Source organism: Bradyrhizobium sp. cf659, from assembly GCF_900113725.1.
Taxonomy (GTDB): Bacteria; Pseudomonadota; Alphaproteobacteria; order Rhizobiales; family Xanthobacteraceae; genus Bradyrhizobium.
This window is the reverse complement of sequence record NZ_FOQJ01000009.1, coordinates 62,153-83,780: the sequence shown is the minus strand read 5'-3', so window position 1 is coordinate 83,780 and position 21,628 is coordinate 62,153. Positions and strand designations below refer to the sequence as shown.

26 protein-coding genes are annotated in these 21,628 nt (G+C 65.4%); 17 read left to right on the top strand and 9 right to left on the bottom strand.

Going from position 1 to position 21,628, the window contains the following annotated elements; translation table 11 throughout:
* Nucleotides 1-59: 59 nt before the first annotated feature.
* The 3 genes from BM118_RS29370 to uvrB all read left to right on the top strand — a co-directional run bounded on the left by BM118_RS29370 (nucleotide 60) and on the right by uvrB (nucleotide 3,554).
* Entirely contained in the window at nucleotides 60-287 is a 228-nt protein-coding gene (locus BM118_RS29370; protein WP_027548436.1) for a hypothetical protein, read from the top strand.
* Between the two features lie 31 nt (nucleotides 288-318).
* A complete protein-coding gene (locus BM118_RS29365; RefSeq protein ID WP_092189861.1) occupies nucleotides 319-546 on the top strand; it encodes a hypothetical protein in 228 nt (75 codons plus the stop codon).
* 92 nt (nucleotides 547-638) lie between these two features.
* Nucleotides 639-3,554, top strand: a complete 2,916-nt coding sequence (uvrB, locus tag BM118_RS29360) for an excinuclease ABC subunit UvrB (protein WP_092189859.1) — start codon at nucleotides 639-641, stop codon at nucleotides 3,552-3,554.
* A gap of 97 nt (nucleotides 3,555-3,651) precedes the next feature.
* Here the strand turns inward: uvrB and BM118_RS29355 are convergent, their stop codons facing one another.
* On the bottom strand, nucleotides 3,652-4,038 hold the full coding sequence (locus BM118_RS29355; RefSeq protein WP_092189857.1) for a hypothetical protein: 387 nt from the start codon (nucleotides 4,036-4,038) through the stop codon (nucleotides 3,652-3,654).
* 250 nt (nucleotides 4,039-4,288) lie between these two features.
* Nucleotides 4,289-4,525, bottom strand: coding sequence for a hypothetical protein (locus BM118_RS42465; protein WP_092190213.1), 237 nt, complete (start codon nucleotides 4,523-4,525; stop codon nucleotides 4,289-4,291).
* 299 nt (nucleotides 4,526-4,824) lie between these two features.
* On the opposite strand from BM118_RS42465, the gene BM118_RS29345 reads away from it, so the two are divergent.
* The 5 genes from BM118_RS29345 to BM118_RS41795 all read left to right on the top strand — a co-directional run bounded on the left by BM118_RS29345 (nucleotide 4,825) and on the right by BM118_RS41795 (nucleotide 8,541).
* Nucleotides 4,825-5,277: a nuclear transport factor 2 family protein gene (locus BM118_RS29345; RefSeq protein WP_092189855.1), complete on the top strand. Its 453-nt coding sequence runs from the start codon at nucleotides 4,825-4,827 to the stop codon at nucleotides 5,275-5,277.
* Between the two features lie 416 nt (nucleotides 5,278-5,693).
* Nucleotides 5,694-6,134: a nuclear transport factor 2 family protein gene (locus BM118_RS29340; RefSeq protein WP_092189853.1), complete on the top strand. Its 441-nt coding sequence runs from the start codon at nucleotides 5,694-5,696 to the stop codon at nucleotides 6,132-6,134.
* Between the two features lie 376 nt (nucleotides 6,135-6,510).
* Nucleotides 6,511-7,425: a hypothetical protein gene (locus BM118_RS29335; RefSeq protein WP_092189851.1), complete on the top strand. Its 915-nt coding sequence runs from the start codon at nucleotides 6,511-6,513 to the stop codon at nucleotides 7,423-7,425.
* A gap of 248 nt (nucleotides 7,426-7,673) precedes the next feature.
* Complete coding sequence (locus BM118_RS29330) at nucleotides 7,674-8,096, top strand: hypothetical protein (protein WP_092189849.1); 423 nt, start codon at nucleotides 7,674-7,676, stop codon at nucleotides 8,094-8,096.
* Between the two features lie 307 nt (nucleotides 8,097-8,403).
* Nucleotides 8,404-8,541, top strand: coding sequence for a hypothetical protein (locus tag BM118_RS41795; RefSeq protein WP_018648329.1), 138 nt, complete (start codon nucleotides 8,404-8,406; stop codon nucleotides 8,539-8,541).
* A 40-nt stretch (nucleotides 8,542-8,581) separates the two neighbouring features.
* On the opposite strand, the gene BM118_RS41790 is transcribed toward BM118_RS41795, so the two are convergent.
* The 3 genes from BM118_RS41790 to BM118_RS29320 all read right to left on the bottom strand — a co-directional run bounded on the left by BM118_RS41790 (nucleotide 8,582) and on the right by BM118_RS29320 (nucleotide 10,020).
* Nucleotides 8,582-8,728, bottom strand: coding sequence for a hypothetical protein (locus tag BM118_RS41790; protein WP_177234803.1), 147 nt, complete (start codon nucleotides 8,726-8,728; stop codon nucleotides 8,582-8,584).
* Nucleotides 8,729-9,088: 360 nt separating this feature from the next.
* A complete protein-coding gene (locus BM118_RS29325; protein WP_092189847.1) occupies nucleotides 9,089-9,568 on the bottom strand; it encodes a MaoC family dehydratase in 480 nt (159 codons plus the stop codon).
* Nucleotides 9,568-10,020: a MaoC family dehydratase gene (locus tag BM118_RS29320; protein ID WP_177234802.1), complete on the bottom strand. Its 453-nt coding sequence runs from the start codon at nucleotides 10,018-10,020 to the stop codon at nucleotides 9,568-9,570. The genes BM118_RS29325 and BM118_RS29320 overlap by 1 nt, the downstream gene beginning before the upstream one ends.
* Before the next feature lie 169 nt (nucleotides 10,021-10,189).
* On the opposite strand from BM118_RS29320, the gene BM118_RS29315 reads away from it, so the two are divergent.
* Nucleotides 10,190-10,486, top strand: coding sequence for a DUF4282 domain-containing protein (locus BM118_RS29315; protein ID WP_027545964.1), 297 nt, complete (start codon nucleotides 10,190-10,192; stop codon nucleotides 10,484-10,486).
* A gap of 119 nt (nucleotides 10,487-10,605) precedes the next feature.
* Here BM118_RS29315 and ychF read toward each other — a convergent pair whose 3' ends face one another.
* From ychF to BM118_RS29295, 4 genes are all read right to left on the bottom strand, one after another.
* Nucleotides 10,606-11,703, bottom strand: a complete 1,098-nt coding sequence (ychF, locus tag BM118_RS29310; RefSeq protein WP_092189843.1) for a redox-regulated ATPase YchF — start codon at nucleotides 11,701-11,703, stop codon at nucleotides 10,606-10,608.
* A 143-nt stretch (nucleotides 11,704-11,846) separates the two neighbouring features.
* Nucleotides 11,847-12,458, bottom strand: a complete 612-nt coding sequence (gene pth / locus BM118_RS29305) for an aminoacyl-tRNA hydrolase (protein ID WP_092189840.1) — start codon at nucleotides 12,456-12,458, stop codon at nucleotides 11,847-11,849.
* Nucleotides 12,459-12,516: 58 nt separating this feature from the next.
* The gene (locus BM118_RS29300) at nucleotides 12,517-13,242 is read right to left on the bottom strand and encodes a 50S ribosomal protein L25/general stress protein Ctc (protein ID WP_027545967.1); all 726 of its coding nucleotides are present in this window, start codon (nucleotides 13,240-13,242) and stop codon (nucleotides 12,517-12,519) included.
* Nucleotides 13,243-13,511: 269 nt separating this feature from the next.
* On the bottom strand, nucleotides 13,512-13,763 hold the full coding sequence (locus BM118_RS29295; RefSeq protein ID WP_092189838.1) for an accessory factor UbiK family protein: 252 nt from the start codon (nucleotides 13,761-13,763) through the stop codon (nucleotides 13,512-13,514).
* A gap of 166 nt (nucleotides 13,764-13,929) precedes the next feature.
* Between BM118_RS29295 and BM118_RS29290 the strand changes: the two genes are divergently transcribed.
* The 8 genes from BM118_RS29290 (at nucleotide 13,930) to BM118_RS29255 (ending at nucleotide 21,614) form a co-directional block, all read left to right on the top strand.
* Nucleotides 13,930-14,661 carry a dienelactone hydrolase family protein gene (locus BM118_RS29290; RefSeq protein ID WP_092189836.1) on the top strand — a complete coding sequence of 244 codons (732 nt, stop codon included), beginning with the start codon at nucleotides 13,930-13,932 and terminating at the stop codon, nucleotides 14,659-14,661.
* A gap of 14 nt (nucleotides 14,662-14,675) precedes the next feature.
* Complete coding sequence (lgt, locus tag BM118_RS29285; RefSeq protein WP_177234801.1) at nucleotides 14,676-15,521, top strand: prolipoprotein diacylglyceryl transferase; 846 nt, start codon at nucleotides 14,676-14,678, stop codon at nucleotides 15,519-15,521.
* A gap of 21 nt (nucleotides 15,522-15,542) precedes the next feature.
* Nucleotides 15,543-16,658, top strand: a complete 1,116-nt coding sequence (locus BM118_RS29280) for a class I SAM-dependent methyltransferase (protein ID WP_092189832.1) — start codon at nucleotides 15,543-15,545, stop codon at nucleotides 16,656-16,658.
* The gene (gene pgeF / locus BM118_RS29275) at nucleotides 16,658-17,425 is read left to right on the top strand and encodes a peptidoglycan editing factor PgeF (protein WP_092189830.1); all 768 of its coding nucleotides are present in this window, start codon (nucleotides 16,658-16,660) and stop codon (nucleotides 17,423-17,425) included. The genes BM118_RS29280 and pgeF overlap by 1 nt, the downstream gene beginning before the upstream one ends.
* Nucleotides 17,426-17,611: 186 nt before the next feature.
* A complete protein-coding gene (locus tag BM118_RS29270) occupies nucleotides 17,612-18,226 on the top strand; it encodes a hypothetical protein (RefSeq protein WP_092189828.1) in 615 nt (204 codons plus the stop codon).
* Between the two features lie 194 nt (nucleotides 18,227-18,420).
* Nucleotides 18,421-19,374: a ribose-phosphate pyrophosphokinase gene (locus BM118_RS29265; RefSeq protein ID WP_177234800.1), complete on the top strand. Its 954-nt coding sequence runs from the start codon at nucleotides 18,421-18,423 to the stop codon at nucleotides 19,372-19,374.
* Between the two features lie 180 nt (nucleotides 19,375-19,554).
* Complete coding sequence (locus BM118_RS29260) at nucleotides 19,555-20,583, top strand: putative zinc-binding metallopeptidase (protein ID WP_092189824.1); 1,029 nt, start codon at nucleotides 19,555-19,557, stop codon at nucleotides 20,581-20,583.
* A complete protein-coding gene (locus BM118_RS29255) occupies nucleotides 20,580-21,614 on the top strand; it encodes a D-alanine--D-alanine ligase family protein (RefSeq protein WP_177234799.1) in 1,035 nt (344 codons plus the stop codon). The genes BM118_RS29260 and BM118_RS29255 overlap by 4 nt, the downstream gene beginning before the upstream one ends.
* Nucleotides 21,615-21,628 lie beyond the last annotated feature (14 nt).

Genomic DNA, 21,628 nt, shown 5'->3' with positions numbered 1-21,628 from the left:
GCCCCTCCAACAAGGGCACTCGAGCAAGAGACTCGAACAAGACACTCTGGGGACTACCAATGACGACGATCTACGACGGCTTTGACATCGAATCCTTCGAAGCTGGCAAAGGACTGTGGCACGCCCGCATCCGGCGCGCCGATTTCAGCCCGGTTGCCATCGACGGCGTACTGTTTCCGGCCATGGAAGTCGGCTTCGCCTGGCCCGATCGCGATGCCGCGATCGCCGATGCCAAGCACCACATCGATCGCTTCCGCCGGCGGGCGGACGACAGCGACGACGAATAATCGGTCAGGGACAGCGAAGGGGGAACCGGTCATGTCAGTCATCGAATTCGACGACGCGCGGCCTCGGATCTACGACCGCACCGTCCTGTCGAATTGTCCGGAATGCGACGGCGATCTCACGGTGGTTCGCGTGATCGGCGGCCGCGCCGGGTGCGAGTACTGGACCATGCGCTGCACCGATTGCGGCGGGATCCACCTCGACATCCTCAAGCCGCACCAGGCGGCCGGGGACGGCGAGGGCCCGCTGCCGGCGGCGTGATCCTGCGCCTGCTGCCAACCTGCTGTCAGCAGCCTGAGCACGGACGGGCATTCGCCCTTTCCTGAGGGGCGGACTCGTCCCATATTCGCCTCATGGCGAAGAAACCTGCATCCTCCGAAAAATCCGGCAAATCCCCCAAGACCAAGGCCCCGAACTCGAAGGCGCATCGCCCTGACGTGCAGCCGATCGGGCCGGCGCTGGCCGAGTTGCTCAATCCCGCCATCAACCGCGGCGATGCCGGGCTTGGATCGGGCACCGGCCTCCAGCCGCCGCCGGATAATTCGCGCGACCGCCGCGCCGGAGGCGAGGCCGCCGCGCATCGCGCGCGCGCCTCCACGCCGAAGGACTTCCCCAGCGACCGCCCGGCGGGACTGGACGAGGCGCCGCAGGCCAATTACGGCACCGCGGCCACGATCCCGACGCTCGATCCGGAACTGGCGCGGCAGCTCGGTCTGCCCACGGAGGAGGACGACGCCGAGGCACTCGCCCGCCCGCCGCGCAGCAAGATGGAGGCGCTCGGCGTCAGGGCCACCGCCGATGCGCTGGAGTCGCTGATCCGCGAGGGCCGGCCGGAGTTCCGCAAGGACGACGGCTCCATGAAGGTGTGGACGCCGCACCGGCCGCCGCGGCCGGAAAAGTCCGAAGGCGGCGTGCGCTTCGAGATCAAGTCGCATTACGAGCCGCGCGGCGACCAGCCGACCGCGATCGCCGAGCTGGTCGAGGGCATCGAGCGCAACGATCGCTCGCAGGTGCTGCTCGGCGTCACCGGCTCCGGCAAGACCTACACCATGGCCAAGGTGATCGAGGCGACGCAGCGCCCCGCGCTGATCCTGGCGCCGAACAAGACGCTCGCCGCCCAGCTTTATGGCGAGTTCAAGAACTTCTTCCCCGACAACGCGGTCGAATATTTCGTCTCGTATTACGACTACTATCAGCCGGAAGCCTACGTTCCGCGCACCGACACCTATATCGAGAAGGATTCCTCCATCAACGAGCAGATCGACCGCATGCGCCACTCGGCGACGCGCGCGCTGCTCGAACGCGACGACGTCATCATCGTCGCCTCGGTATCCTGCATCTACGGTATCGGCTCGGTCGAGACCTACACCGCGATGACGTTTGCGCTGAAGAAGGGCGAGCGCATCGACCAGCGCCAGCTCATCGCCGACCTCGTCGCGCTTCAGTACAAGCGCACCCAGGCCGATTTCACCCGCGGCACCTTCCGGGTGCGCGGCGACGTCATCGACATCTTCCCGGCGCACTATGAGGACCGCGCCTGGCGCGTGAATCTGTTCGGCGACACCATCGAGACCATCGAGGAGTTCGATCCGCTCACCGGTCACAAGCAGGACGAGCTCGAATTCATCAAGATGTACGCCAACTCGCACTATGTGACGCCGCGCCCGACGCTGGTGCAGGCGATCAAGTCGATCAAATCAGAGCTCAAGCAGCGGCTCGACCAGCTGCACGACCAGGGCCGCCTTTTGGAAGCGCAGCGGCTGGAGCAGCGCACCACCTTCGACCTCGAGATGATGGAGGCGACGGGAAGCTGCGCCGGCATCGAGAACTATTCGCGCTACCTCACCGGCCGCCGACCCGGCGAGCCGCCGCCGACGCTGTTCGAATACGTGCCCGACAACGCGCTGATCTTCGCCGACGAGAGCCACGTCACCATCCCGCAGATCGGCGCCATGTTCCGCGGCGACTTCCGCCGCAAGGCGACGCTGGCCGAATACGGCTTCCGCCTGCCCTCCTGCATGGACAACCGCCCGCTCCGTTTCGAAGAGTGGGACATGATGCGGCCGCAGACGGTCGCGGTGTCGGCGACGCCGAGCGGCTGGGAGCTGAACGAGAGCGGCGGCGTGTTCGTCGAGCAGGTCATTCGCCCGACCGGCTTGATCGATCCGCCCGTCGATATCCGCCCTGCCCGCACCCAGGTCGACGATCTCGTCGGCGAGGTGCGCGCCACCGCGCAGGCCGGCTATCGCTCGCTGATCACGGTGCTGACCAAGCGCATGGCGGAGGACCTCACCGAATATCTGCACGAGCAGGGTATTCGCGTGCGCTACATGCACTCGGATATCGACACCATCGAGCGTATCGAGATCATCCGCGACTTGCGCCTCGGCGCCTTCGACGCGCTGGTCGGCATCAACCTCCTGCGCGAGGGCCTCGACATTCCCGAATGCGCCCTGGTCGCCATTCTCGACGCCGACAAGGAAGGCTTTCTGCGCAGCGAGACCTCGCTGATCCAGACCATCGGCCGCGCCGCGCGCAACGTCGACGGCAAGGTGATCCTCTATGCCGACCAGATGACGGGGTCGATGGAGCGCGCCATCGCCGAAACCAACCGCCGCCGCGAAAAGCAGGTCGAGTACAACACCGCCAACGGCATCACGCCGGAGAGCGTGAAGAAGCAGATCGGCGACATCCTCAACTCCGTCTACGAGCGCGACCACGTGCTGGTCGAGGTCGGCGGCCATGACATGACCGACGACGTCATCTCGATCGGTCACAATTTCGAGGCCGTGCTCGCCGATCTGGAAACCCGCATGCGCGAGGCCGCCGCCGATCTGAACTTCGAGGAAGCCGCGCGCCTGCGCGACGAGGTCAAGCGCCTGCGCGCCACCGAGCTCGCGGTCGTCGACGACCCCACCGCCAAGCAGCGCACGGTGCAGGGCAAGGCCGGCGCCTATGCCGGCACCAAGAAGTACGGCGACGCGGCGAACCTGCCCGTCAGCGCCATGAAGAAGAAGACCGTAAGCTCGGCGCTGAAAGCCAGCGGCGGCGGCAGCGGCTCGAAGGTGCACAAGCCGCATCTCGACGAAATGCACGGCCCGGAGTCGTTGCCCTACCGCGAGAACCGCGCCCTGCCGTCAAAACCGTTCGGCGGCGAGAGCCGGATCATCCAGCCGACGGACTCAAGACAGTCGGGGCCGGAGTTCGGCCCCACCCCGCGCTCCAGCGGCGGCGCGCCGGGGCATCGCGGCGGGTGGAAGAAGAGGTAGGGCGGCGCAGTATCACCCGCGCCAGTCGTGGCCATGGATTTCGGGCTCGCCGCTTTGCGGCGCCCCGGAATGACGAGACGAGAGATCGACGCGCCCCTCACCCCACGCTCGCCGTCACCACCGCCATCACCGACAGCAGCAGCACGATGGTCACGAGCTGGAGCGAGGCGACCGGCTGGGTGCGCCAGGCGGTGATCTTGTCGGCGAGCGACAAATGGGCTTCGAAGAACTCCGGTTCGTAGACGGTCTTGAAGAAGGCAGGGAAACTCGGCCCGAAAGCCACCGCGACGAGCGCATGGGCGAGCGAGGCGATTGCGACGAAGATGGCGACGCCGGGGTCGCCGACGAGGTCGTGGTTGCCGAGCAGCTTGAGCAGCATCGCGGCAGTGGCGAAGGTCGGGAAGCTCTGGAGGGTCGCGGTCAGCGCGAGGCCTTCAAGCGCGTTGTGCAGGCGGGACTTTCTCGCGGCGATCGTGGCGGCCATGGCACGTCTCCCTGATGACATGGGGATGACGATAGCCGCGACGCCGGAGGGGTGATGTGAGATGGGTCACGCGGCCCCCTCACCTCGCCCCGCTTGCGGGGAGAGGTCGAATTCGAGCGCAGCTCGAATTCGGGTGAGAGGGACTCTCCGCGAGTCGAACTGTCACCACCCCCGGGGAGACTCCCCCTCACCCCACCTCTCCCCGCAAGCGGGGCGAGGGAGCAGACCGATGACGCCGACGCAGTATCGCCTACAACTTCCCCTGCCCGTTGACCTGGCTCTGCTGTTGCCGCTGCCTTTCCTGCTCCTTGGCGTGGTGGCGGCCGTAGAGGCAGCCGGCGGCGGCGCCGAGGACGCCGTGATGGCCGGCATAGTGGCCGGCGACACCGCCGACGACGGCGCCCTTGATGCAGCCCTTGGCGTTGGCAGCGGAGGTTGCGCCGAGCACGAGAAGGGCGGCGACGACGGCTAGAAGCGGGGATTTAATGGATCGGTGTCTCCGGATGCGGTGTCGGCGTCTCAACGGGCGCGGGCGCATCGCGGTTCCAAGCGCCTGCACGGCCTCGGCATTGCGCATTGGTCCACACGCCTCGCGCGCCATGCAGCCGAACGCGGCATGAATTCGTGCAGGTGCGCGGATTCTCAACCCGTAATTGCAGCCATGAACCTGGCATTGCGCTTGCGCGTCATATCGACTGCAACACTCCTGTGGTTTTGCGGATTGCCGCTGCGCGAAACCGCGCGTTAGCGTTGCGCAACGCCACGCGGCCAATGAGGACGTGAGGAATGACGGTCGAGAAGCTCAATCGCCAGCGCGTCGTGCACCTGCTCGACGCCTTCTCGCGGGGCGATATCGAGGCGGCACTGTCGTGCTGCACCGACGACGTCGACTTCCTCACCCATGCGCCGATCGACATCCTGCCGCACATGGTGCCGCGCCACGGCAAGGCCGAATTGCGCGCGCTCTGGCAGACGGTCTGGTCGCGCTATTCGGAGGTCCGCTACAAGGCGCCGCAGATCGTCGCCGAGGGCGACGAGGTCGCGACCTACATGCACGCCTATTTCAGGAAACGCAGCAACGACCGCGTCGTGCAGTTCGACATGGCGGTGTTCTACACCTTCCGCAACGGACAGGTGGCGCAGATCCGCGAGATCATCGATTCCTACGATCTGGTGCAGCAGGTGCTGGAGCGCGAGATCGGGCCACTGATCACGGGGGCGCGGGTGGACGGGGTGTAGGGCTCGCCGCTGCCCATCTGCCTGCCATCCCCCAAGTGTCGTCCTGGAGAAAGCCAGGACCCATAGCCACCGGCTTCTGCAATGGGCAGGCTGGTGGTGGCGATGTGCCGCCACATTGGCAGTCGGGGTAATGGGTCCTGGCCTTCGCCAGGACGACATTCGTGCCTGCTCGCGCTGCAGGACGATGCGATCGCGATCGAACGGGAACCCGCACCCGGCAGGGACCGGAAGATTACGGGGTTCTGTTGTAAATCTCACAAAACGCGGTCAATTGTGCATTGCGAAAACGTGAATTGCGTTTCGGCCGAAATCCCGTATTTTGTTCGTATACAAATGAGTTGAACGGCCCCGCGGCACGTTTCCGGTGCATCGGGCTGTTTTCCGTTTTTCGCAAGCCAGCTTCAGGACTGCCCAAAATGACAGAGCACAGCCTCTGGCGTTTCTCGCGCGCATTGCACCGCGCGATCAACGACCGGCATTTCGAGGATATCGAGGCCCTGATCGACGAGGACGTCGAGTGGGCGCTCTACGGCCCGATCGACATGTTTCCGTTCCTCGGCGCGCGCCAGGGCAAGGACGCCGTGCTCGACGTCATCCGCCAGCTCGCCGACAATTTCCAGGTCCGCCGCTTCGACCGCGAGAGCATCATGCTCGGCGTCGATTCCGCCGCCTCGATGCTGCGCTATTCGCTGACGGCGCTGGATTCCAACAAGCCGATTTCCTTGCGGGTTGCGCAGTTCGCCCAGTTCAGGGCGGACAAGCTCGTCAGCATGCGCGTGCTGATCGACACTTTCGACCTGGTCGAGCAGGCACTCGGCCGCGCCATTCATCTGCCGAAGATGACCAGCGTCGGCTGAGGGGGACGCCAACGGGCCCCGCTTTTCGGGACCGATGACGGTGCCGACATGACGTCCTGGCCTCCAGCCCCGCCGGATGCCGTCGTGCCGGAAGCCCGTCGTCGGGCGCGCGCCTTTCGCGCGGCCCGTTGGTTCGCCATTCCAGTTGTTTGAGCATGATCTCCGCGCAAACGCGTTCCGCGTTTGTCGCGAGGGAAAACCGCTGCACACTTTGCGCTGGCGCGGCCCTTCGGGTCCGGATCATGCTCTGGGCGAGGCGAGCCGCCACAATTTCGCAACGATAGATCAGCATCCTTTGCGCGGAATGGCGCGTGGTCATTGCGGAAGGCCGATATATATTATCGGAGAGCATGCGCTGGGGTTCGCGGGCAGGACGATGGAATTCTCGACAGGTTTTGGCTGGACCAGGCTGCCGGTGCTGGCGGCCGCGTTCATTTTGGGCTCGGTTCTGACGGTTTCGGCGCAGATCATTCCGCCCTTCTCCCCACCCGCGGCCACGCCCGACGACGAGGCCGAGGCAGCCGAAGCCCCCGACGTCAACGACCCCGACGTGCTCAAAGGCATCGACGTCGACAAGCTCGACTGGAGCCAGCTCGCGATCGACGCCGGCACGCTCAACGACCTCATCGCCGCCAAGAAGCGCGCGCAGGCCGCCGCCAATGACGGGATGAACTGGTCGTCGAACGCCAAAGCCAACGGCTCCTCGGCGGTGACGGTGAAGCAGTCGGTCTCCTCGTTCTGGGACGCCCGCATCGGCGCCGACATGACGGTGACGAGCGAGCCGCGGACCATGTCCGAGCTCTTGGCGCAGAAGGCCGCCAATGGCGGCAGCCTGCCGCAATCCTCCGGCAGCGCCTGGGCGGCCGCGACCGCGCCGGGCGCGGGCCCGATCTGGGACAAGACGGCGGTGGAAGCCCGCGTCGATCCCGGCGCCGAGCAGAGCAAGATCGGCGCCTCCCTCACCAAATCGATGCCGCTGTCCGGCGACACGTCGCTGACGCTCCAGAACGGTTACAGCGTCAACCAGCAGGGCACGACCGCGGTCCCCGGCATCGGCGGTCACATCACCCGCAACTACGAGACCGATCAGTCCGCCAAGGTCACCCTCACCGACACCGGCACCAGCATCACGGCAGGCCAGACGCTGTCGACCACCGACGACAAATGGCTGCGCAAGCTCGGCGCCGAGCAAAAGCTGTTCGACAATGTCACCGTCTCCGGCTCGGTCGGCGAGACCTCGCAGGGCGCGATCAACAAGAGCCTGACGGCGGGGTTCAAGAAGAGCTGGTGAGTCCTTCGCCTCTCCCCGCAAGCGGGGAGAGGGAGTGAAGCACCGACCGATCCGCGCATCCACTTCGTCGCGGCTATGGCCTTCAGACATTCCTAACCATACGCCACGGCAAAACCCCCGAATGGTCCGCCCTTGCCGCATCTCGGCCTAGTTCCGGTCAAAATCCGACGCACTGATACGGATTGCCTTACAGACGTCGTCGTGCGGGGGACACTCGCGCTGCGCTCAACGCGAACAGGGGAACAACGATGAACGCCATTCGTCCGGACAAGATCGAAGCCGCCGAGACCGAGACCGTCGACAGCAATCTGGCCGCGGTGACCGAGGTCGAAGCCGGCATCCGCGATTTCGTCCGCAATGACATCGCCTATCTGCGCCGTCCGGCGGCGACGGCCACCGACGCACCGCCGCTCGATCCGAGCGCGGAGGCTACCGTCACCAACGTCAACTCGCTGATCCAGCGCGTCGCCGGCACTTCGCTCGCCGAGATCGAGAACCTGATCTCCGAACTCGAGAGCCTGCGCGACCTGCTCCATGCCGAAGGCCAGCGCGTCCAGCGCGAGATCTCCGGCTACGCCCAGCTCAGCCAGGCCGCGATGAAGTCGACCCGCATGATCGCCGACAACGTCGCGCAGTGGAAGCGCGCCGCCGACGGCCTGCGCAACAGCTGATCGGTTAGCACCAGGCATCACCGGCCGCCGCGTTCCGAAAGGGGCGCGGCGGTTTTGATTCCGGGGAGGAGAGTGTGGGAGCGCGTATCCGCCCGCTGCTTCCCCAACACAGGTGTCATCACCCGCGAAGGCGGGTGATCCAGTATTCCAGAGACAGCGAGGCTAGCCCCGAGAGGCCGCGGCGTACTGGATGCCCCGCCTTCGCGGGGCATGACGGCGGAGGATTTCGCTTTGAACCCACCGCCCCTTCCCGGCGACCAATGCCAAGCGCCCGTCGGTGTTACGACCGGGCCCGGGGATATTTCAGATGGAAAGCATTCGGCCCGACACCACGGACCCCATACCGCTGCGACCCGCGCCGAACCAGTTCGGCACGATCATGCTGCGCTTCGTTGGATTATTGGCGGTTGCGATCGCGGTGCTGGCGTTCGTCTATAGCCGCTGAGCGGAGGCCGGACGCCGGCCCCCGAAAAGTTAACGAGCTCTTACCGGGCGGCTTCCACGGTCGAGACTTCCAGGGTGTAGGCGCCATCGGCATAGCCCTTCACCACCATGCCGGCGACCAGCATCACAGCCAGCGTCGCGGTAGCAAAGATAAATCCAACAAACTTGAGTGCGCCGCGGTCAGCCATGGTCCTCGTCCCCTGTCCTCTGCCTATTCGTTCAAATAGACAGCGACAGGTTCATAATTGGTTAGCAACTCGATGGTTCCGCCAACTGCTCGGCGGGTAACCATGTTGCGCAGGCTTATGGCAGCCGTCCGGAATAGCGTCCATAGCGCGCGGGCAACACTTGCTCGGTTTCTCTGCTCCCTCTCCGTTCTTACGGGGAGAGGGTTGGGGTGAGGGGCTCTCTCCACGCACGCAACTGTCGATGGACCTGTACCCCCTCACCCGGATCGCACCGGACGATGCTTCGCATCGCCGAGGCGATCCGACCTCTCCCCGCAAGCGGGGGAGAGGTGAAGGGGCGCCAGCTCGATCGATTCTAAATTAGCCCTTCACGCGCATCGGCACGAAGGCTGAGGCGGTGATGGCGTAGACCTCTTCGCCGCGCTGGTTGGTGCCGTTGGTGCGGGCCGTCAGGATGCCCCAGCCGGGGCGCGAGCCGGAGGCACGCTTGTCGATGACGACATTGGCGTAGGAGACGGTGTCGCCGGCGAGCACCGGCCTGATCCAGCGCAGGTCGCGAAAGCCCGGTGACGGGCCCCACACCGCGACCTCCTCGCCGCGCGCTGCGGCCTCTCGCGCCAGGCGTTGGCCGTCCGCGACAAGCAAGCTCATGCAGGCCGAGCCGACATGCCAGCCCGAGGCCGCGAGCCCGCCGAACAGCGAGTTCTTGCCTTCCTCCTCGTCGAGGTGAAAGCGCTGCGGATCGAATTTCGCGGCGAATATTTTGATCGACTCAGCGGTGAACGCATAGGTGCCGATCTCGCGGCGATCGCCGATCCCGATGTCCTCGAAGAACCGCATCAGACCGCCCCCTCGCGCCGCTCGATCAGGATCGGCGAGGTCATCTCGCACAGCGCCTGTCCCGTCGCGTTGCGCACGGTGCATTTGAACTTGACGATGCCGAGTTCGGGGCGGCTCTTCGAGGTGCGCGCCTCCAGCACATCGACGTCCAGCATGAGGTCGTCGCCGGGCCTGAGCGGCGACAGCCAGCGCACCTCCTCGACGCCGGGCGAGCCGAGCGAGGCGGCACGGGTGATGAAGCCGTCGGCCATCATCCGCATCATCAGCGAGCAGAGGTGCCAGCCCGAGCCGGACAGGCCGCGCAGCATGCTTTTGCTGGCGGCGTCCTCGTCCAGGTGCATCGGTTGCGGATCGAACTCGGCGGCGAAGGCCAAGATCTCGTCGCGGGTGACATGGCGCGGGCCGAACGTTCCGAACCGGCCGGGCGGGAAATCTTCGAAGGTCAGGGTCATCTTGGGATTGCTGGCGGAAATGACAGATTGTGGCCGCACTTTGCGGCAATCTCAACCCGCCGGCCCGCATGGCTCGTGCTACATTCGACCCGACGGGGTTGGTCTTGAGTCGGATCAACCAAGGGCCGAAGCCCGATTTGACAAGGCCCGATTTGTCCTGGGGAGAGCGATGTTTTCATTCAGCGACCTGTTTCAGTGGGACCGCTTCATCACGCCGACGATCATCAAGACCTTCTACTGGCTGGTGATCGCGCTGATCTGCCTGTTCGGCCTCTCCGGCATCTTCTCAGGGCTCGCGGCGATGGCGATCAGCCCGTTCGGCGGCTTCCTGGTGCTGCTGTCGTCGATCGCGAGCGTCGTCGTCGGCATCGTGTTCTCGCGCATCGTCGCGGAACTGATCCTGATCGTCTTCCGCATCAACGAGCATCTCGGCGCGATCCGGGACCAGGGCGGCGGGATGAAGTGAGGCGCAGGTGCCGTAGGGTGGGTTAGCCGAAGGCGTAACCCACCAACTTCGTTCGGCACACGCGGAAGGATGGTGGGTTACGCTACGCTAACCCACCCTACGAGAGCGCAGCCAGCTTCTTACGTATTAAACCTGAAATGCATCACGTCGCCGTCCGCGACGACGTATTCCTTGCCTTCGAGCCGGAGCTTGCCGGCATCGCGGGCGCCGGCTTCGCCGCCGAGCGCGACGTAGTCGTCATACGCGATCGTCTCGGCGCGGATGAAGCCTTTCTCGAAATCGGTGTGGATCACGCCGGCCGCGCCCGGCGCCTTGGTGCCGCGATAGATGGTCCAGGCACGCGCTTCCTTCGGGCCCACCGTGAAATAGGTGATGAGGTCGAGCAGCGTGTAGCCGGCGCGGATCAGACGGTCGAGGCCGGCCTCTTCGAGACCCAGCGTCTCCAGGAAGTCGGCGCGTTCTTCACGCGAAATGGTGGCGATCTCGGATTCGATCTTGGCGGAGATGACGACGGCGATGGCGCCTTCCTTGGCAGCCTGCTCCTGCACCGCCTTCGAGAACGAATTGCCTGTCGCGGCCGAGCCTTCCTCGACGTTGCAGACATAGAGCACGGGCTTGGACGACAACAGGCCGAGCATCCCGAAGGCACGCTCCTCCTCCGCCTTGCGCTCGACGAGGCGTGCGGGCTTGCCCTCGCGCAGCAGCACCAGCGTGCGGTTGACGAGGTCGAGCTGCTCCTTGGCGTCCTTGTCGTTGCCCTTGGCCTTCTTGGTGAGGTTGTCGACGCGCTTCTCGAGGCTGTCGAGGTCGGCGAGCATCAGCTCGGTCTCGATGGTCTCGATGTCGGCGAGCGGGGCGATCTTGCCCTCGACATGGGTGATGTCGGAATCTTCAAAGCAGCGCACGACATGCGCGATGGCATCGACCTCGCGGATGTTGGCGAGGAACTGGTTGCCGAGGCCCTCGCCCTTGGAGGCGCCGCGCACGAGACCCGCGATGTCGACGAAGGTCAGCCGGGTCGGAATGATCTGGCCGGACTTGGCGACCGCCGCGAGCTTGTCGAGCCGCGGATCGGGCACGGCGACTTCGCCGACATTCGGCTCGATGGTGCAGAACGGATAGTTCGCGGCCTGCGCCGCGGCCGTCTCAGTCAGCGCATTGAACAAGGTCGACTTGCCGACATTGGGCAATCCGACGATCCCGCATTTGAATCCCATGGCCTCATCCAATCTTCGCGCCGTGGGCGCTGCGTTCGTTGAAGTCGTCATGCCCGGCCTTGTGCCGGGCATCCACGTCCTTCGCTCCGCGGAGAAAGAAAGACGTGGATGGCCGGGTCAAGCCCGGCCATGACGGAGAGAGATCAGTTCGATTTCTCGCCGTTGTCGTCCTTGGTCAAAAATCCCTTCGCCTGCATGGCAAGATGCACCCTGTTGGCGAAGGTCGCGTCCGTGCCCTTGGCGATCAGCGCGGCGTGCTCGGCGACCGCGTCGCAGAGCGTCGCCACCCAGTCGTTGTCGGCCTTGGCGAAGTCCGACAGCACGTGGCCGTGCACCAGTTCCTTGACGCCGGGATGACCGATGCCGAGCCTGACACGGCGGTAGTCGTTGCCGATATGCGCCGAGATCGAGCGCAGACCGTTGTGGCCGGCGATGCCGCCGCCGACCTTCACCCGCACCTTGCCCGGCGGCAGTTCGAGCTCGTCATGGAACACGGTGACGTCGCCAGGGGCGATCTTGAAGAAGCCTGCCGCCTCCTGAACGCTGCGGCCGGACTCGTTCATGTAGGTCATCGGCTTGAGCAGGATCACGCGCTCGGTGCCGAGCGCACCTTCCGAGGTCTCGCCCTGAAACCTGCGGCGCCATGGCGAGAAACCATGACGCCGCACGATCTCGTCGACGGCCATGAAGCCGATATTGTGCCGGTTACGTGCGTATTTCGCGCCGGGATTGCCGAGCCCAACAAAGAGTCGCATGACGCGGCGCGCCCCTCGCTCGGCGCGCGATCAGGGACCGCGCGCCAGCCTTGAGAGATTACTTCTTCTTGTCGCCGCCGGCGGGAGCCTTGGCAGCCGCAGCAGGTGCAGCAGCACCCGCAGCCGGAGCCGCACCAGCCGCCGGAGCAGCAGCGCCCGCAGCCGGAGCCGCACCACCAGCCGCGGCCGCAGCAGCAGCCTTCTGCTCTTCGGCGTAGCCGGACGGCGGCACGATGGTGACGAGGGTCGCGTCCTCGCGGGTCAGTGCCTTCACGCCGGCCGGCAGCTTGATGTCAGCCAGATGCAGGGAGTGACCGATTTCGAGCGAGCCGACGTCGGCCTCGATGAATTGCGGGATGCTCTCGACGCCGCATTCGAGCTCGATCGCATGCGCGACGATGTTGACGGCGCCGCCGCGCTTCACGCCGGGCGAACCTTCCGCCTTCACCACGTGCAGCGGAACGCTGATGCGGATGGTGGCACCTTCGCCGAGCCGCATGAAGTCGACATGGATCGGGAAATCCTTGACCGGATCGAGGTGATAGTCGCGCGGAATCACGCGGTGCTTCTTGCCGTCGAGGTCGATGTCGACCAGCGTGGTCAGGAACCGGCCGGCGAGGATGCGCTGGCGCAGTTCACGATCGTCAACCGAGATCGGGAGCGGGGGTTGCTTGTCACCATAGATCACTCCGGGCACTTTCCCGGCGCGACGCTCAGCCCGGGCGGCCCCCTTGCCGCTCTTCGGACGTGCGGTCGCCTTCAATTCCTTGACGGTCGTCGCCATAACGTTAAGTCCTTGTTTTTGCAAAAGTTAATGGGCCGCAACGCGGCCCATGGCATAGTTCGCAGCAAGCCTCCAGGGGTGCGGGGGCCGCGAACGTGGCGGGCTTTTACCCGGAAGACGCGGAAATGACAAGGAAATGCGGGGATTTTTTGCGGGGACCGGTGCGGCCCCTGCCCGTCGTTCCGGGGCGATGCGCGGAGCATCGAACCCGGAACCTCGAGATTCCGGGTTCGCGACTTCGTCGCGCCCCGGAATGACACCGAGAAGCGTTACCCCCCGAACTTCGCCTCCAGCGCCGCGATGCGCGCCTTCAGGGCCTCGTTTTCCTCACGCGCCAGGCGGGCCATGTCCTTGACCGCCTCGAACTCCTCGCGCTTGACCAGATCCATGTCGCGCAGGAATTTTTCGGCCTGGGTCCGCATCACCGTGTCGAACTCGCGCTTGACGCCCTGGGCCGCACCGGCGGCGTCGTTCATCAGGCGGCCGATCTCGTCGAAAAACCGGTTGTTGGTCTGGGTCATTTCGGTCTCCTGGCGGCTCCGATAAACTTTGCGCGAACGCTCGAAAAGACAATGGCAATCCGGGCGGAACGGATCAAGGGCCGATCGGCGGTATCCTTGTCATGCCCCGGTTTCCTTGCAATCGTATTCAACGTCCCGGCATAAGAAGAATCACAAGGCGCACGAGATGATCGACCAGCAGATCGCGATTCCCACCAGGGACGGCCACACCGCAACCTTCATCACCCATCCCGAACGTGGCGGGCCGTTTCCGGTCATCCTGTTCTACATGGACGCGCCGGCGATCCGCGAAGAGCTGCGCGACATGGCGCGCCGGCTCGCGACATCGGGGTATTACGTGATGCTGCCGAACCTCTATTACCGCTCCGGGGTGATGGAGCTCGGCGCGTTGCCGACTGACCCGAACGCACCGGAGCGCAAGCGCATGTTCGCACTGATGGGCTCCCTTACGATCCCCTTGATCATGGACGACACAAGCGCGCTGCTCACCTATGCGGAGGGCCAGGCCGCCGCGAACACGAAGATGGTCGGCACCGTCGGCTACTGCATGAGCGGCCGCTACGCCGTCAACGCCGCCACGCATTTCCCCGATCGCGTCAAGGCCGCCGCCTCGGTCTATGGCACGCAGCTCGCGACGGACCAGGACGACAGCCCGCACCTCGCCGCCGGCAAGACCAGGGCCGAGCTCTATTTCGCCTGCGCCGAGACCGACATCTACGCGCCCGCCGAGATCATCGAGAAGGTCAAGCAGGGCGTGAGCGGCGCCAAAGCCGAGGTCGAGATCTATCCCGGCACGCATCACGGCTTCGCCTTCCCCAAGCGCCCGGTCTATGACCGCGACGCCGCCGAGCGGCATTGGGAGCGGCTGCTGGCGCTCTATCGCCGCAATCTCGTCTAGACATAGAAGGCGTGATGCCCTTTCTGCTCATCGACTTTCCCGCCTTCAAGCCGATCGCGCTCGAGATCGGCCCGTTCGCGATCCGCTGGTACGCGCTGGCCTATATCTGCGGCATCGTGTTCGGCTGGCTCTATGCGCGCTCGCTCCTGAAGAACGAGCGTTTATGGGGCGGACCGGCGCCGATCTCGCTGGTGCAGGTCGATGACTTCATCCTGTGGGTCACGCTCGGCATCATCCTGGGAGGCCGCACCGGCTACGTGCTGTTCTACAATCTGCCCTTCTTCATGGATCACCCCGCCGCGATCTTCAGATTGTGGGAGGGCGGCATGTCGTTCCATGGCGGCTTCCTCGGCTGCGTCGTCGCGGTGATGTGGTTCGCCTATCGCAACGGCATCTCGATCCTGTCGCTCGGCGACATCACCACCGCGGTCGCGCCGGTCGGGCTGCTGCTCGGGCGCATCGCCAATTTCATCAACGGCGAATTGTGGGGCCGCGCCACCGATGCGAGCCTGCCCTGGGCGATGATCTTCCCCAACGACCCGACGCATCTGCCGCGCCATCCGAGCCAGCTCTATGAGGCCGGCATGGAGGGCATCCTGCTGTTCACGGTGCTTGCGATCATGATCCGCCTCGGCGCCCTGAAGCGGCCCGGCATGATCCTCGGCGCCTTCATCCTGATCTATGGTCTGACCCGGATCGCCGGCGAGCATTTCCGCGAGCCGGACGTCCAGCTCGGCTACCTCTGGGGCGGGTTAACCATGGGCATGCTGTTGTCGATCCCGATGCTTATTGTAGGTCTCATACTTATTGTATTGGCTATCAGGCGCGGTGCGCCGAGGCCCATCGGGGCTATGAGTTAATTCCTTTCGAGAAGTTGGGCCGTGACCGAACAGCTGCTACTCAACGAGATCAAGGCGCTGATCAAATCCTCAGGCCCCATGCCGGTCTGGCGGTACATGGAACTGTGCCTGATGCACCCGCGCTACGGCTATTACGTCTCGCGCGATCCGCTCGGGCGTGAGGGCGACTTCACCACCGCGCCCGAGGTCAGCCAGATGTTCGGCGAGCTGCTGGGCCTGTGGACCGCCTCGGTGTGGAAGCAGATGGGCTCGCCGCAATTTTTGCGGCTGATCGAGCTCGGCCCCGGCCGCGGCACCATGATGGCGGACGCGCTGCGCGCGCTCCGCGTGCTGCCGCCGCTCTACCAGGCGCTTCATATCCACCTGGTCGAGGTCAATCCCGTCCTGCGCGAACGGCAGAGTGCGATGCTGTCGGGCGTGCGCAACATCGCCTGGCACGACAGCATCGATGACGTGCCCGAAGGCCCGAGCATCATCCTCGCCAACGAATATTTCGACGTGCTGCCGATCCACCAGATGGTGAAGCGCGAGAACGGCTGGCACGAGCGCGTGATCGAGATCGATCCCAACGGCAAGCTTCAGTTCGGCGCGGCCCCCGAGCCGACGCCGCGCTTCGACGTGCTGCTGCCGCCCTTGGTGCGCGCCGCACCGGTCGGCGCCGTGTTCGAATGGCGGCCGGACAGCGAGATCATGAAGCTCGCCACGCGCGTGCGCGACCAGGACGGTGCGGCGCTGATCATCGATTACGGCCATTTGCGCAGCGATGCCGGCGACACCTTCCAGGCGATCGCGCGCCACACCTTCACCGATCCCTTAAAGGCGCCGGGCCGGGCCGACGTCACCGCCCATGTCGATTTCCAGGCGCTGGCGCGTGCGGCCGAGGATGTCGGCGCCCGCGTGCACGGGCCGGTAACGCAGGGCGATTTCCTCAAGCGCGTCGGCATCGACACCCGCGCCGCCGCCTTGATGCAGAAGGCGACGCCTGAGGTCGCCACCGACATTTCCGTGGCGCTGAAACGCCTGACCGATACCGGGCGCAGCGGCATGGGCTCGATGTTCAAGGTGCTCGGCATCTCCGAGCCGCGGCTGTCGGGCCTCGCCGGCCTCAGCGATCTCGAACACGCCGGAGGAAACTGATGACTCTCGCTTCATCGCTGCTGTCGGCGGTGCCCGGCCTGCGCCATTCCTTTTTCACCCGCGAAGGCGGCGTCTCCGGCGGCATCTATTCCGCGCTGAATGGCGGGCTCGGCTCCCACGACGATCAGGCCCTCGTCGCGGAGAACCGCCGCCGCATGGCCGAGCATGTCGGCGTGGCGCCGGAGCGCTTCCTGAGCCTGCACCAGATCCATTCGCCCGACGTGCTGGTTGCCGAGACGCCGTGGCCGAGCGGGCCGCGGCCGAAGGGCGACGCGCTGGTGACCAGAACGCCCGGCATCGCGCTCGGCGTCTCCACCGCCGATTGCGGGCCGGTGCTGTTCGTCGATCCCAATGCGCGCGTGATCGGCGGCGCCCATGCCGGCTGGAAGGGCGCGCTGACCGGCGTGCTGGAGGCGACGATCTCGGCGATGGAGAAGCTCGGCGCCACGCGCGGCGGCATCATCGCCGCGATCGGCCCGTTGATCCGGCAGGAGAGCTATGAAGTCGGCAACGAGTTCGTGGCGCGCTTCATCGAGGCGGACGCGGACAACGCGATGTTCTTCATCCCGTCGGTGCGCGAGGGACACGCGATGTTCGACCTCGCCGGCTTCATCCGGACGCGGCTGGAGGCCGCCGGCATCCTGATGATCGACGATCTCGGCCTCGACACCTACGCCGACGAGCGCTTCTTCAGCTACCGCCGCTCGGTGCATCGCAAGGAGCCGGATTACGGCCGGCACGTTCACGCGATCGCGCTCGAAGCGTGAACACAAGGGCAACACGCCGTCATTCCGGGGCTCGCGAAGCGAGAACCCGGAATCCATCGTGCAGCAACTTATGCGGAGAAATGGATTCCGGGTTCGCGCCAAGTGGGCGCGCCCCGGAATGACAGGGGGACGTGGCGCCTCCGCCCTAGACCTTAATCGATTTTAACGATATCGCTGCCCTCCATAATGAGGGACGCGTCATCCATCTTGCGCCGCGCGGGTTCGCGCGTGCTGGCGGTCATGCTGCTGGCAGCGGCGGCCGCGCTTGGCGGCTGCGCCGGCGGCGGTGGTGCCGCCAACTCCTATGCGATGGCGCCGAGCGCCGGCTCCGGGGCGACGGTGGCCTTCGAATCGATCGACGGCCCGCCGCCGCAGGTGTTCGACCGCATGGTCGGCGTGCTCGACAGCGAATCCAAGCTGCGCAGCCTGTCCGTGGTCTCCCGCGAGGGGGCGGCCGCCTACCGCGTCCGCAGCTACCTCTCCGCCCAGATCGTGCGCGGCAGGACGGTGATCGCCTGGGTCTGGGACGTCTACGACGCCAACCAGCAGCGGGCGCTGCGCCTCTCCGGCGAGGAACCCACCGCCAGCAAGGGGGGCCGCGATCCCTGGGGAGCCGCCGACGACCTCGTACTGCGGAAGATCGCCCAGGCCGGATTCAGCGGACTTTCCAACATGATCAACGGGACACCGGAGGCGCCGAGCGCTGCTCCGGGCCTGCGCGGACCGGCGGTGGCAAGCGTCACCCCGGAGGCTCCGGCACCGGACATGCCGGCCTCCGCGCTCGGCTATGCCGAGCGATAACCCCCGCTAAACCACGGCCTCAAGTTGCGGCCAAACCGTTGGCCCGACTCAGGATTTTCAAAGGGAAAACGTAGCATCCCGGGTTGCCATTGCAGCCCCCGGCCTGATATTTCCTCGCCCGTCGTAACCGTGCTTCAAGTGGGTATTCCCAGATGTTGAACGTCCTATCCAGCAAAGCGCGGGAGGAAGTGTCCATGTCGGCCAAGAACGGCTCCATCAAGCTTGTCGCCGGCAATTCCAATCCGGCGCTCGCCCAGGCCATTGCGCAAGGCCTCGACCTGCCATTGACCAAGGCGGTGGTACGGCGCTTCGCCGACATGGAGATCTTCGTCGAGATCCAGGAGAACGTCCGCGGCTCGGATGCCTTCATCATCCAGTCGACCTCGTTCCCGGCGAACGACCATCTGATGGAACTCCTGATCATCACCGACGCGCTGCGCCGCTCCTCGGCGCGCCGCATCACCGCGGTGCTGCCCTATTTCGGCTACGCTCGGCAGGACCGCAAATCGGGCTCGCGCACGCCGATCTCGGCCAAGCTCGTCGCCAACCTGATCACCCAGGCCGGCGTCGACCGCGTCATGACGCTCGACCTGCATGCCGGCCAGATCCAGGGCTTCTTCGACATCCCGACCGACAATCTCTACGCGGCACCACTGATGGTGCGCGACATCAAGGACAAGTTCGACCTTTCCAAGGTGATGGTGATCTCGCCGGACGTCGGCGGCGTGGCCCGCGCGCGGGGCCTTGCCAAGCGCATCAACACCCCGCTCGCCATCGTCGACAAGCGCCGCGAGCGGCCGGGTGAGTCCGAGGTCATGAACGTGATCGGTGACGTCGCCGGCTACACCTGTATCCTGGTCGACGACATCGTGGACTCCGGCGGCACGCTGGTGAACGCGGCCGATGCGCTGATCGCCAAGGGCGCCAAGGACGTCTACGCCTACATCACCCACGGCGTGCTCTCCGGCGGCGCGGCAGCCCGTATCACCAACTCCAAGCTGAAGGAGCTCGTGATCACCGACTCGATCCTGCCGACGGACGCGGTGAGCAAGGCGCCGAACATCCGCACGCTGCCGATCGCCAGCCTGATCTCGGACGCGATCGCGCGCACCGCGGCGGAAGAGTCGGTGTCGAGCCTGTTCGACTGAACAAGCTGGCTTCGTAGGGTGGGTTAGCCCTGCGGACTGCGCGAAGCGCAGACCGCTCGGCGTAACCCACCCTACGGTCCGATGCGCCGCGGCACACCGCGCCCGCCCCCACGGGTTGTTGCCGACCGCGGCCCATGACATCATCCGGACGCCGAGTCATCTCTGCCCTCTGGATGCCTGATGCCACGCCGGAAATTTGCCTGGGAGAAGCTGTCGGATGACGAATTGCTCGAGCAACGTCTCAGCAGCCTGAGGGTTACCGTCGAAGGCACCTGGCTCGAGGATTGCGTCGGCACGCTCCACGAGGAGCTCGAAGAGCGGGGCATCCGGCTGCGGCCGCACACATGGATCTCGAGCGAATGGTTCAGTCCGGGCGATGTGCCCGGCATCGCCATCCCGTTCTATCTCGCCCATCCCCGTCTGATGAGGCTCGAGAAGAAGATGATGTTCGACGTCGAGGGCGGAACCTGGCGCGAATGCATGGCCATCCTCCGTCACGAGGCAGGCCATGCCATCCAGCACGGCTATCAGTTGCAGCGCCGCCGGCGCTGGCAGCAGCTGTTCGGCCCATCGTCAAAGCACTATCCGCGCTACTACCGGCCCAATCCGGCGAGCCGGCGCTATGTCCAGCATCTTCGGCTCTGGTACGCGCAGAGCCATCCTGACGAAGACTTCGCCGAAACCTTTGCGGTGTGGCTGCGGCCGCGTTCGAACTGGCGGACACGATATGCCGGCTGGCCGGCACTGAAGAAGCTCGAATATGTCGACGAACTGATGGGCGAGATCGCAGGCAAGCGGCCGCTGATCACGACGCGAGAGCGTGTCGACCCGTTGAGCAAGCTCGGCCAGACGCTCGACGACCACTACAAGAAGAAGCAGGCGTTCTACGCCTTCACGCCGCCGAAGACCTACGACCGCGACCTCTCGAGGCTCTTTTCCGCCGATCCGCGGCATCATCGGTCAAAGCCGGCTTCGAGCCTGATCAGGCGACACCGCGCCCAGATCAGGCAATTGGTCTCGCGGTGGACCGGCGAGAACCAGCTCACGCTCGATGCCGTGCTTGACGACATGATCTCCCGCTGCCGCGAGCTCGATCTGCGCGCCGTCGGCCCCGAACAGAAGCTCGTTCTCGATTTCACCGTCCTCGTGACCGCCAAGACGATGCACGCGCTGTTTGGCCCGTCTCGGCGCAAATGGATCGCGCTATGAGACGCTTGCGCATTCTGGTCCTGATGCATCCGGACTTCATGCCTCCGGACTCAAGCGACGGATACACCGCGCAGGAAATCAACGCGTGGAAAACGGAATACGACGTGGTGAGCACGTTGCGCGCGGCCGGCCACGAGGTTCGCGCCCTCGGCGCGCAGGACGAAATCAAGCCGGTGCGCGAGGCGATCGAAGAGTTCAAGCCGCACGTGGTCTTCACGTTACTGGAGGAATTCCACAACAACGTCGCCTACGACCAGCACATCGCCAGCTATCTCGAGCTGCTGAAGGTCCCTTATACCGGGTGCAATCCGCGCGGCCTGATCCTGGCGCGCGGCAAGGATTTGTCCAAGACGCTGGTGCATCACCGCCGGATCGCGGCGCCGGCCTTCGCCGTCTTCCCGATGCGCCGCAAGGTGAAACGCCCGACGCGCCTTGCGCTGCCGCTGATCGTCAAGAGCCTGAACATGGACGGGTCCTTCGGCATCTCGCAGGCATCGATCGTCGATACCGACGAGAAGCTCGCGGAACGGGTCGCCTTCATCCACGAGCGCGTCGAATCCGCCGCGATCGCCGAGCAGTTCATCGAGGGGCGCGAGCTCTATGTCGGCGTGCTCGGCAACAACCGGCTGCGTGTCCTGCCGGTCTGGGAACTGAAATTCGGCAGCATGGGCGGACGCAGCTCACGGCACATCGCCACGGAGAAAGCCAAGCACGACACCGACTATCAGGAGAAGGTCGGCATCGTCGACGGGCCGGCGAAGGACCTCGCGCCCGAAGTCACCGCGCGCATCCAGCGCGCCGCGAAGCGCATCTACCGGGCGCTCGGACTCGACGGCTACGCGCGCATCGATTTCCGCCTCGCCGCCGACGGCACGCCGTATTTCATCGAAGCCAATCCCAACCCCGAGATCGCCAAGAGCCAGGAATTCGCCACGGCGGCGCAACATGCCGGGCTCAAATATCCGGATCTCCTGCAGCGCATCCTGGCTCTCGGGATCAGCCGGGCGAAGGCGGGCGTGTCGTTGGGGTGACGGCAAGACCTCAC

What these genes read in the sequence shown, in the direction of transcription:
- BM118_RS29370 (WP_027548436.1), top strand. Translation starts at nt 60, where the DNA reads ATGACGACGATCTACGACGGCTTTGACATCGAATCCTTCGAAGCTGGC.
- BM118_RS29365 (WP_092189861.1), top strand. Translation starts at nt 319, where the DNA reads ATGTCAGTCATCGAATTCGACGACGCGCGGCCTCGGATCTACGACCGC.
- uvrB (WP_092189859.1), top strand. Translation starts at nt 639, where the DNA reads ATGGCGAAGAAACCTGCATCCTCCGAAAAATCCGGCAAATCCCCCAAG.
- BM118_RS29355 (WP_092189857.1), bottom strand. Translation starts at nt 4,038, where the DNA reads ATGGCCGCCACGATCGCCGCGAGAAAGTCCCGCCTGCACAACGCGCTT.
- BM118_RS29345 (WP_092189855.1), top strand. Translation starts at nt 4,825, where the DNA reads ATGACGGTCGAGAAGCTCAATCGCCAGCGCGTCGTGCACCTGCTCGAC.
- BM118_RS29340 (WP_092189853.1), top strand. Translation starts at nt 5,694, where the DNA reads ATGACAGAGCACAGCCTCTGGCGTTTCTCGCGCGCATTGCACCGCGCG.
- BM118_RS29335 (WP_092189851.1), top strand. Translation starts at nt 6,511, where the DNA reads ATGGAATTCTCGACAGGTTTTGGCTGGACCAGGCTGCCGGTGCTGGCG.
- BM118_RS29330 (WP_092189849.1), top strand. Translation starts at nt 7,674, where the DNA reads ATGAACGCCATTCGTCCGGACAAGATCGAAGCCGCCGAGACCGAGACC.
- BM118_RS41795 (WP_018648329.1), top strand. Translation starts at nt 8,404, where the DNA reads ATGGAAAGCATTCGGCCCGACACCACGGACCCCATACCGCTGCGACCC.
- BM118_RS41790 (WP_177234803.1), bottom strand. Translation starts at nt 8,728, where the DNA reads ATGGCTGACCGCGGCGCACTCAAGTTTGTTGGATTTATCTTTGCTACC.
- BM118_RS29325 (WP_092189847.1), bottom strand. Translation starts at nt 9,568, where the DNA reads ATGCGGTTCTTCGAGGACATCGGGATCGGCGATCGCCGCGAGATCGGC.
- BM118_RS29320 (WP_177234802.1), bottom strand. Translation starts at nt 10,020, where the DNA reads ATGACCCTGACCTTCGAAGATTTCCCGCCCGGCCGGTTCGGAACGTTC.
- BM118_RS29315 (WP_027545964.1), top strand. Translation starts at nt 10,190, where the DNA reads ATGTTTTCATTCAGCGACCTGTTTCAGTGGGACCGCTTCATCACGCCG.
- ychF (WP_092189843.1), bottom strand. Translation starts at nt 11,703, where the DNA reads ATGGGATTCAAATGCGGGATCGTCGGATTGCCCAATGTCGGCAAGTCG.
- pth (WP_092189840.1), bottom strand. Translation starts at nt 12,458, where the DNA reads ATGCGACTCTTTGTTGGGCTCGGCAATCCCGGCGCGAAATACGCACGT.
- BM118_RS29300 (WP_027545967.1), bottom strand. Translation starts at nt 13,242, where the DNA reads ATGGCGACGACCGTCAAGGAATTGAAGGCGACCGCACGTCCGAAGAGC.
- BM118_RS29295 (WP_092189838.1), bottom strand. Translation starts at nt 13,763, where the DNA reads ATGACCCAGACCAACAACCGGTTTTTCGACGAGATCGGCCGCCTGATG.
- BM118_RS29290 (WP_092189836.1), top strand. Translation starts at nt 13,930, where the DNA reads ATGATCGACCAGCAGATCGCGATTCCCACCAGGGACGGCCACACCGCA.
- lgt (WP_177234801.1), top strand. Translation starts at nt 14,676, where the DNA reads ATGCCCTTTCTGCTCATCGACTTTCCCGCCTTCAAGCCGATCGCGCTC.
- pgeF (WP_092189830.1), top strand. Translation starts at nt 16,658, where the DNA reads ATGACTCTCGCTTCATCGCTGCTGTCGGCGGTGCCCGGCCTGCGCCAT.
- BM118_RS29270 (WP_092189828.1), top strand. Translation starts at nt 17,612, where the DNA reads ATGAGGGACGCGTCATCCATCTTGCGCCGCGCGGGTTCGCGCGTGCTG.
- BM118_RS29265 (WP_177234800.1), top strand. Translation starts at nt 18,421, where the DNA reads ATGTCGGCCAAGAACGGCTCCATCAAGCTTGTCGCCGGCAATTCCAAT.
- BM118_RS29260 (WP_092189824.1), top strand. Translation starts at nt 19,555, where the DNA reads ATGCCACGCCGGAAATTTGCCTGGGAGAAGCTGTCGGATGACGAATTG.
- BM118_RS29255 (WP_177234799.1), top strand. Translation starts at nt 20,580, where the DNA reads ATGAGACGCTTGCGCATTCTGGTCCTGATGCATCCGGACTTCATGCCT.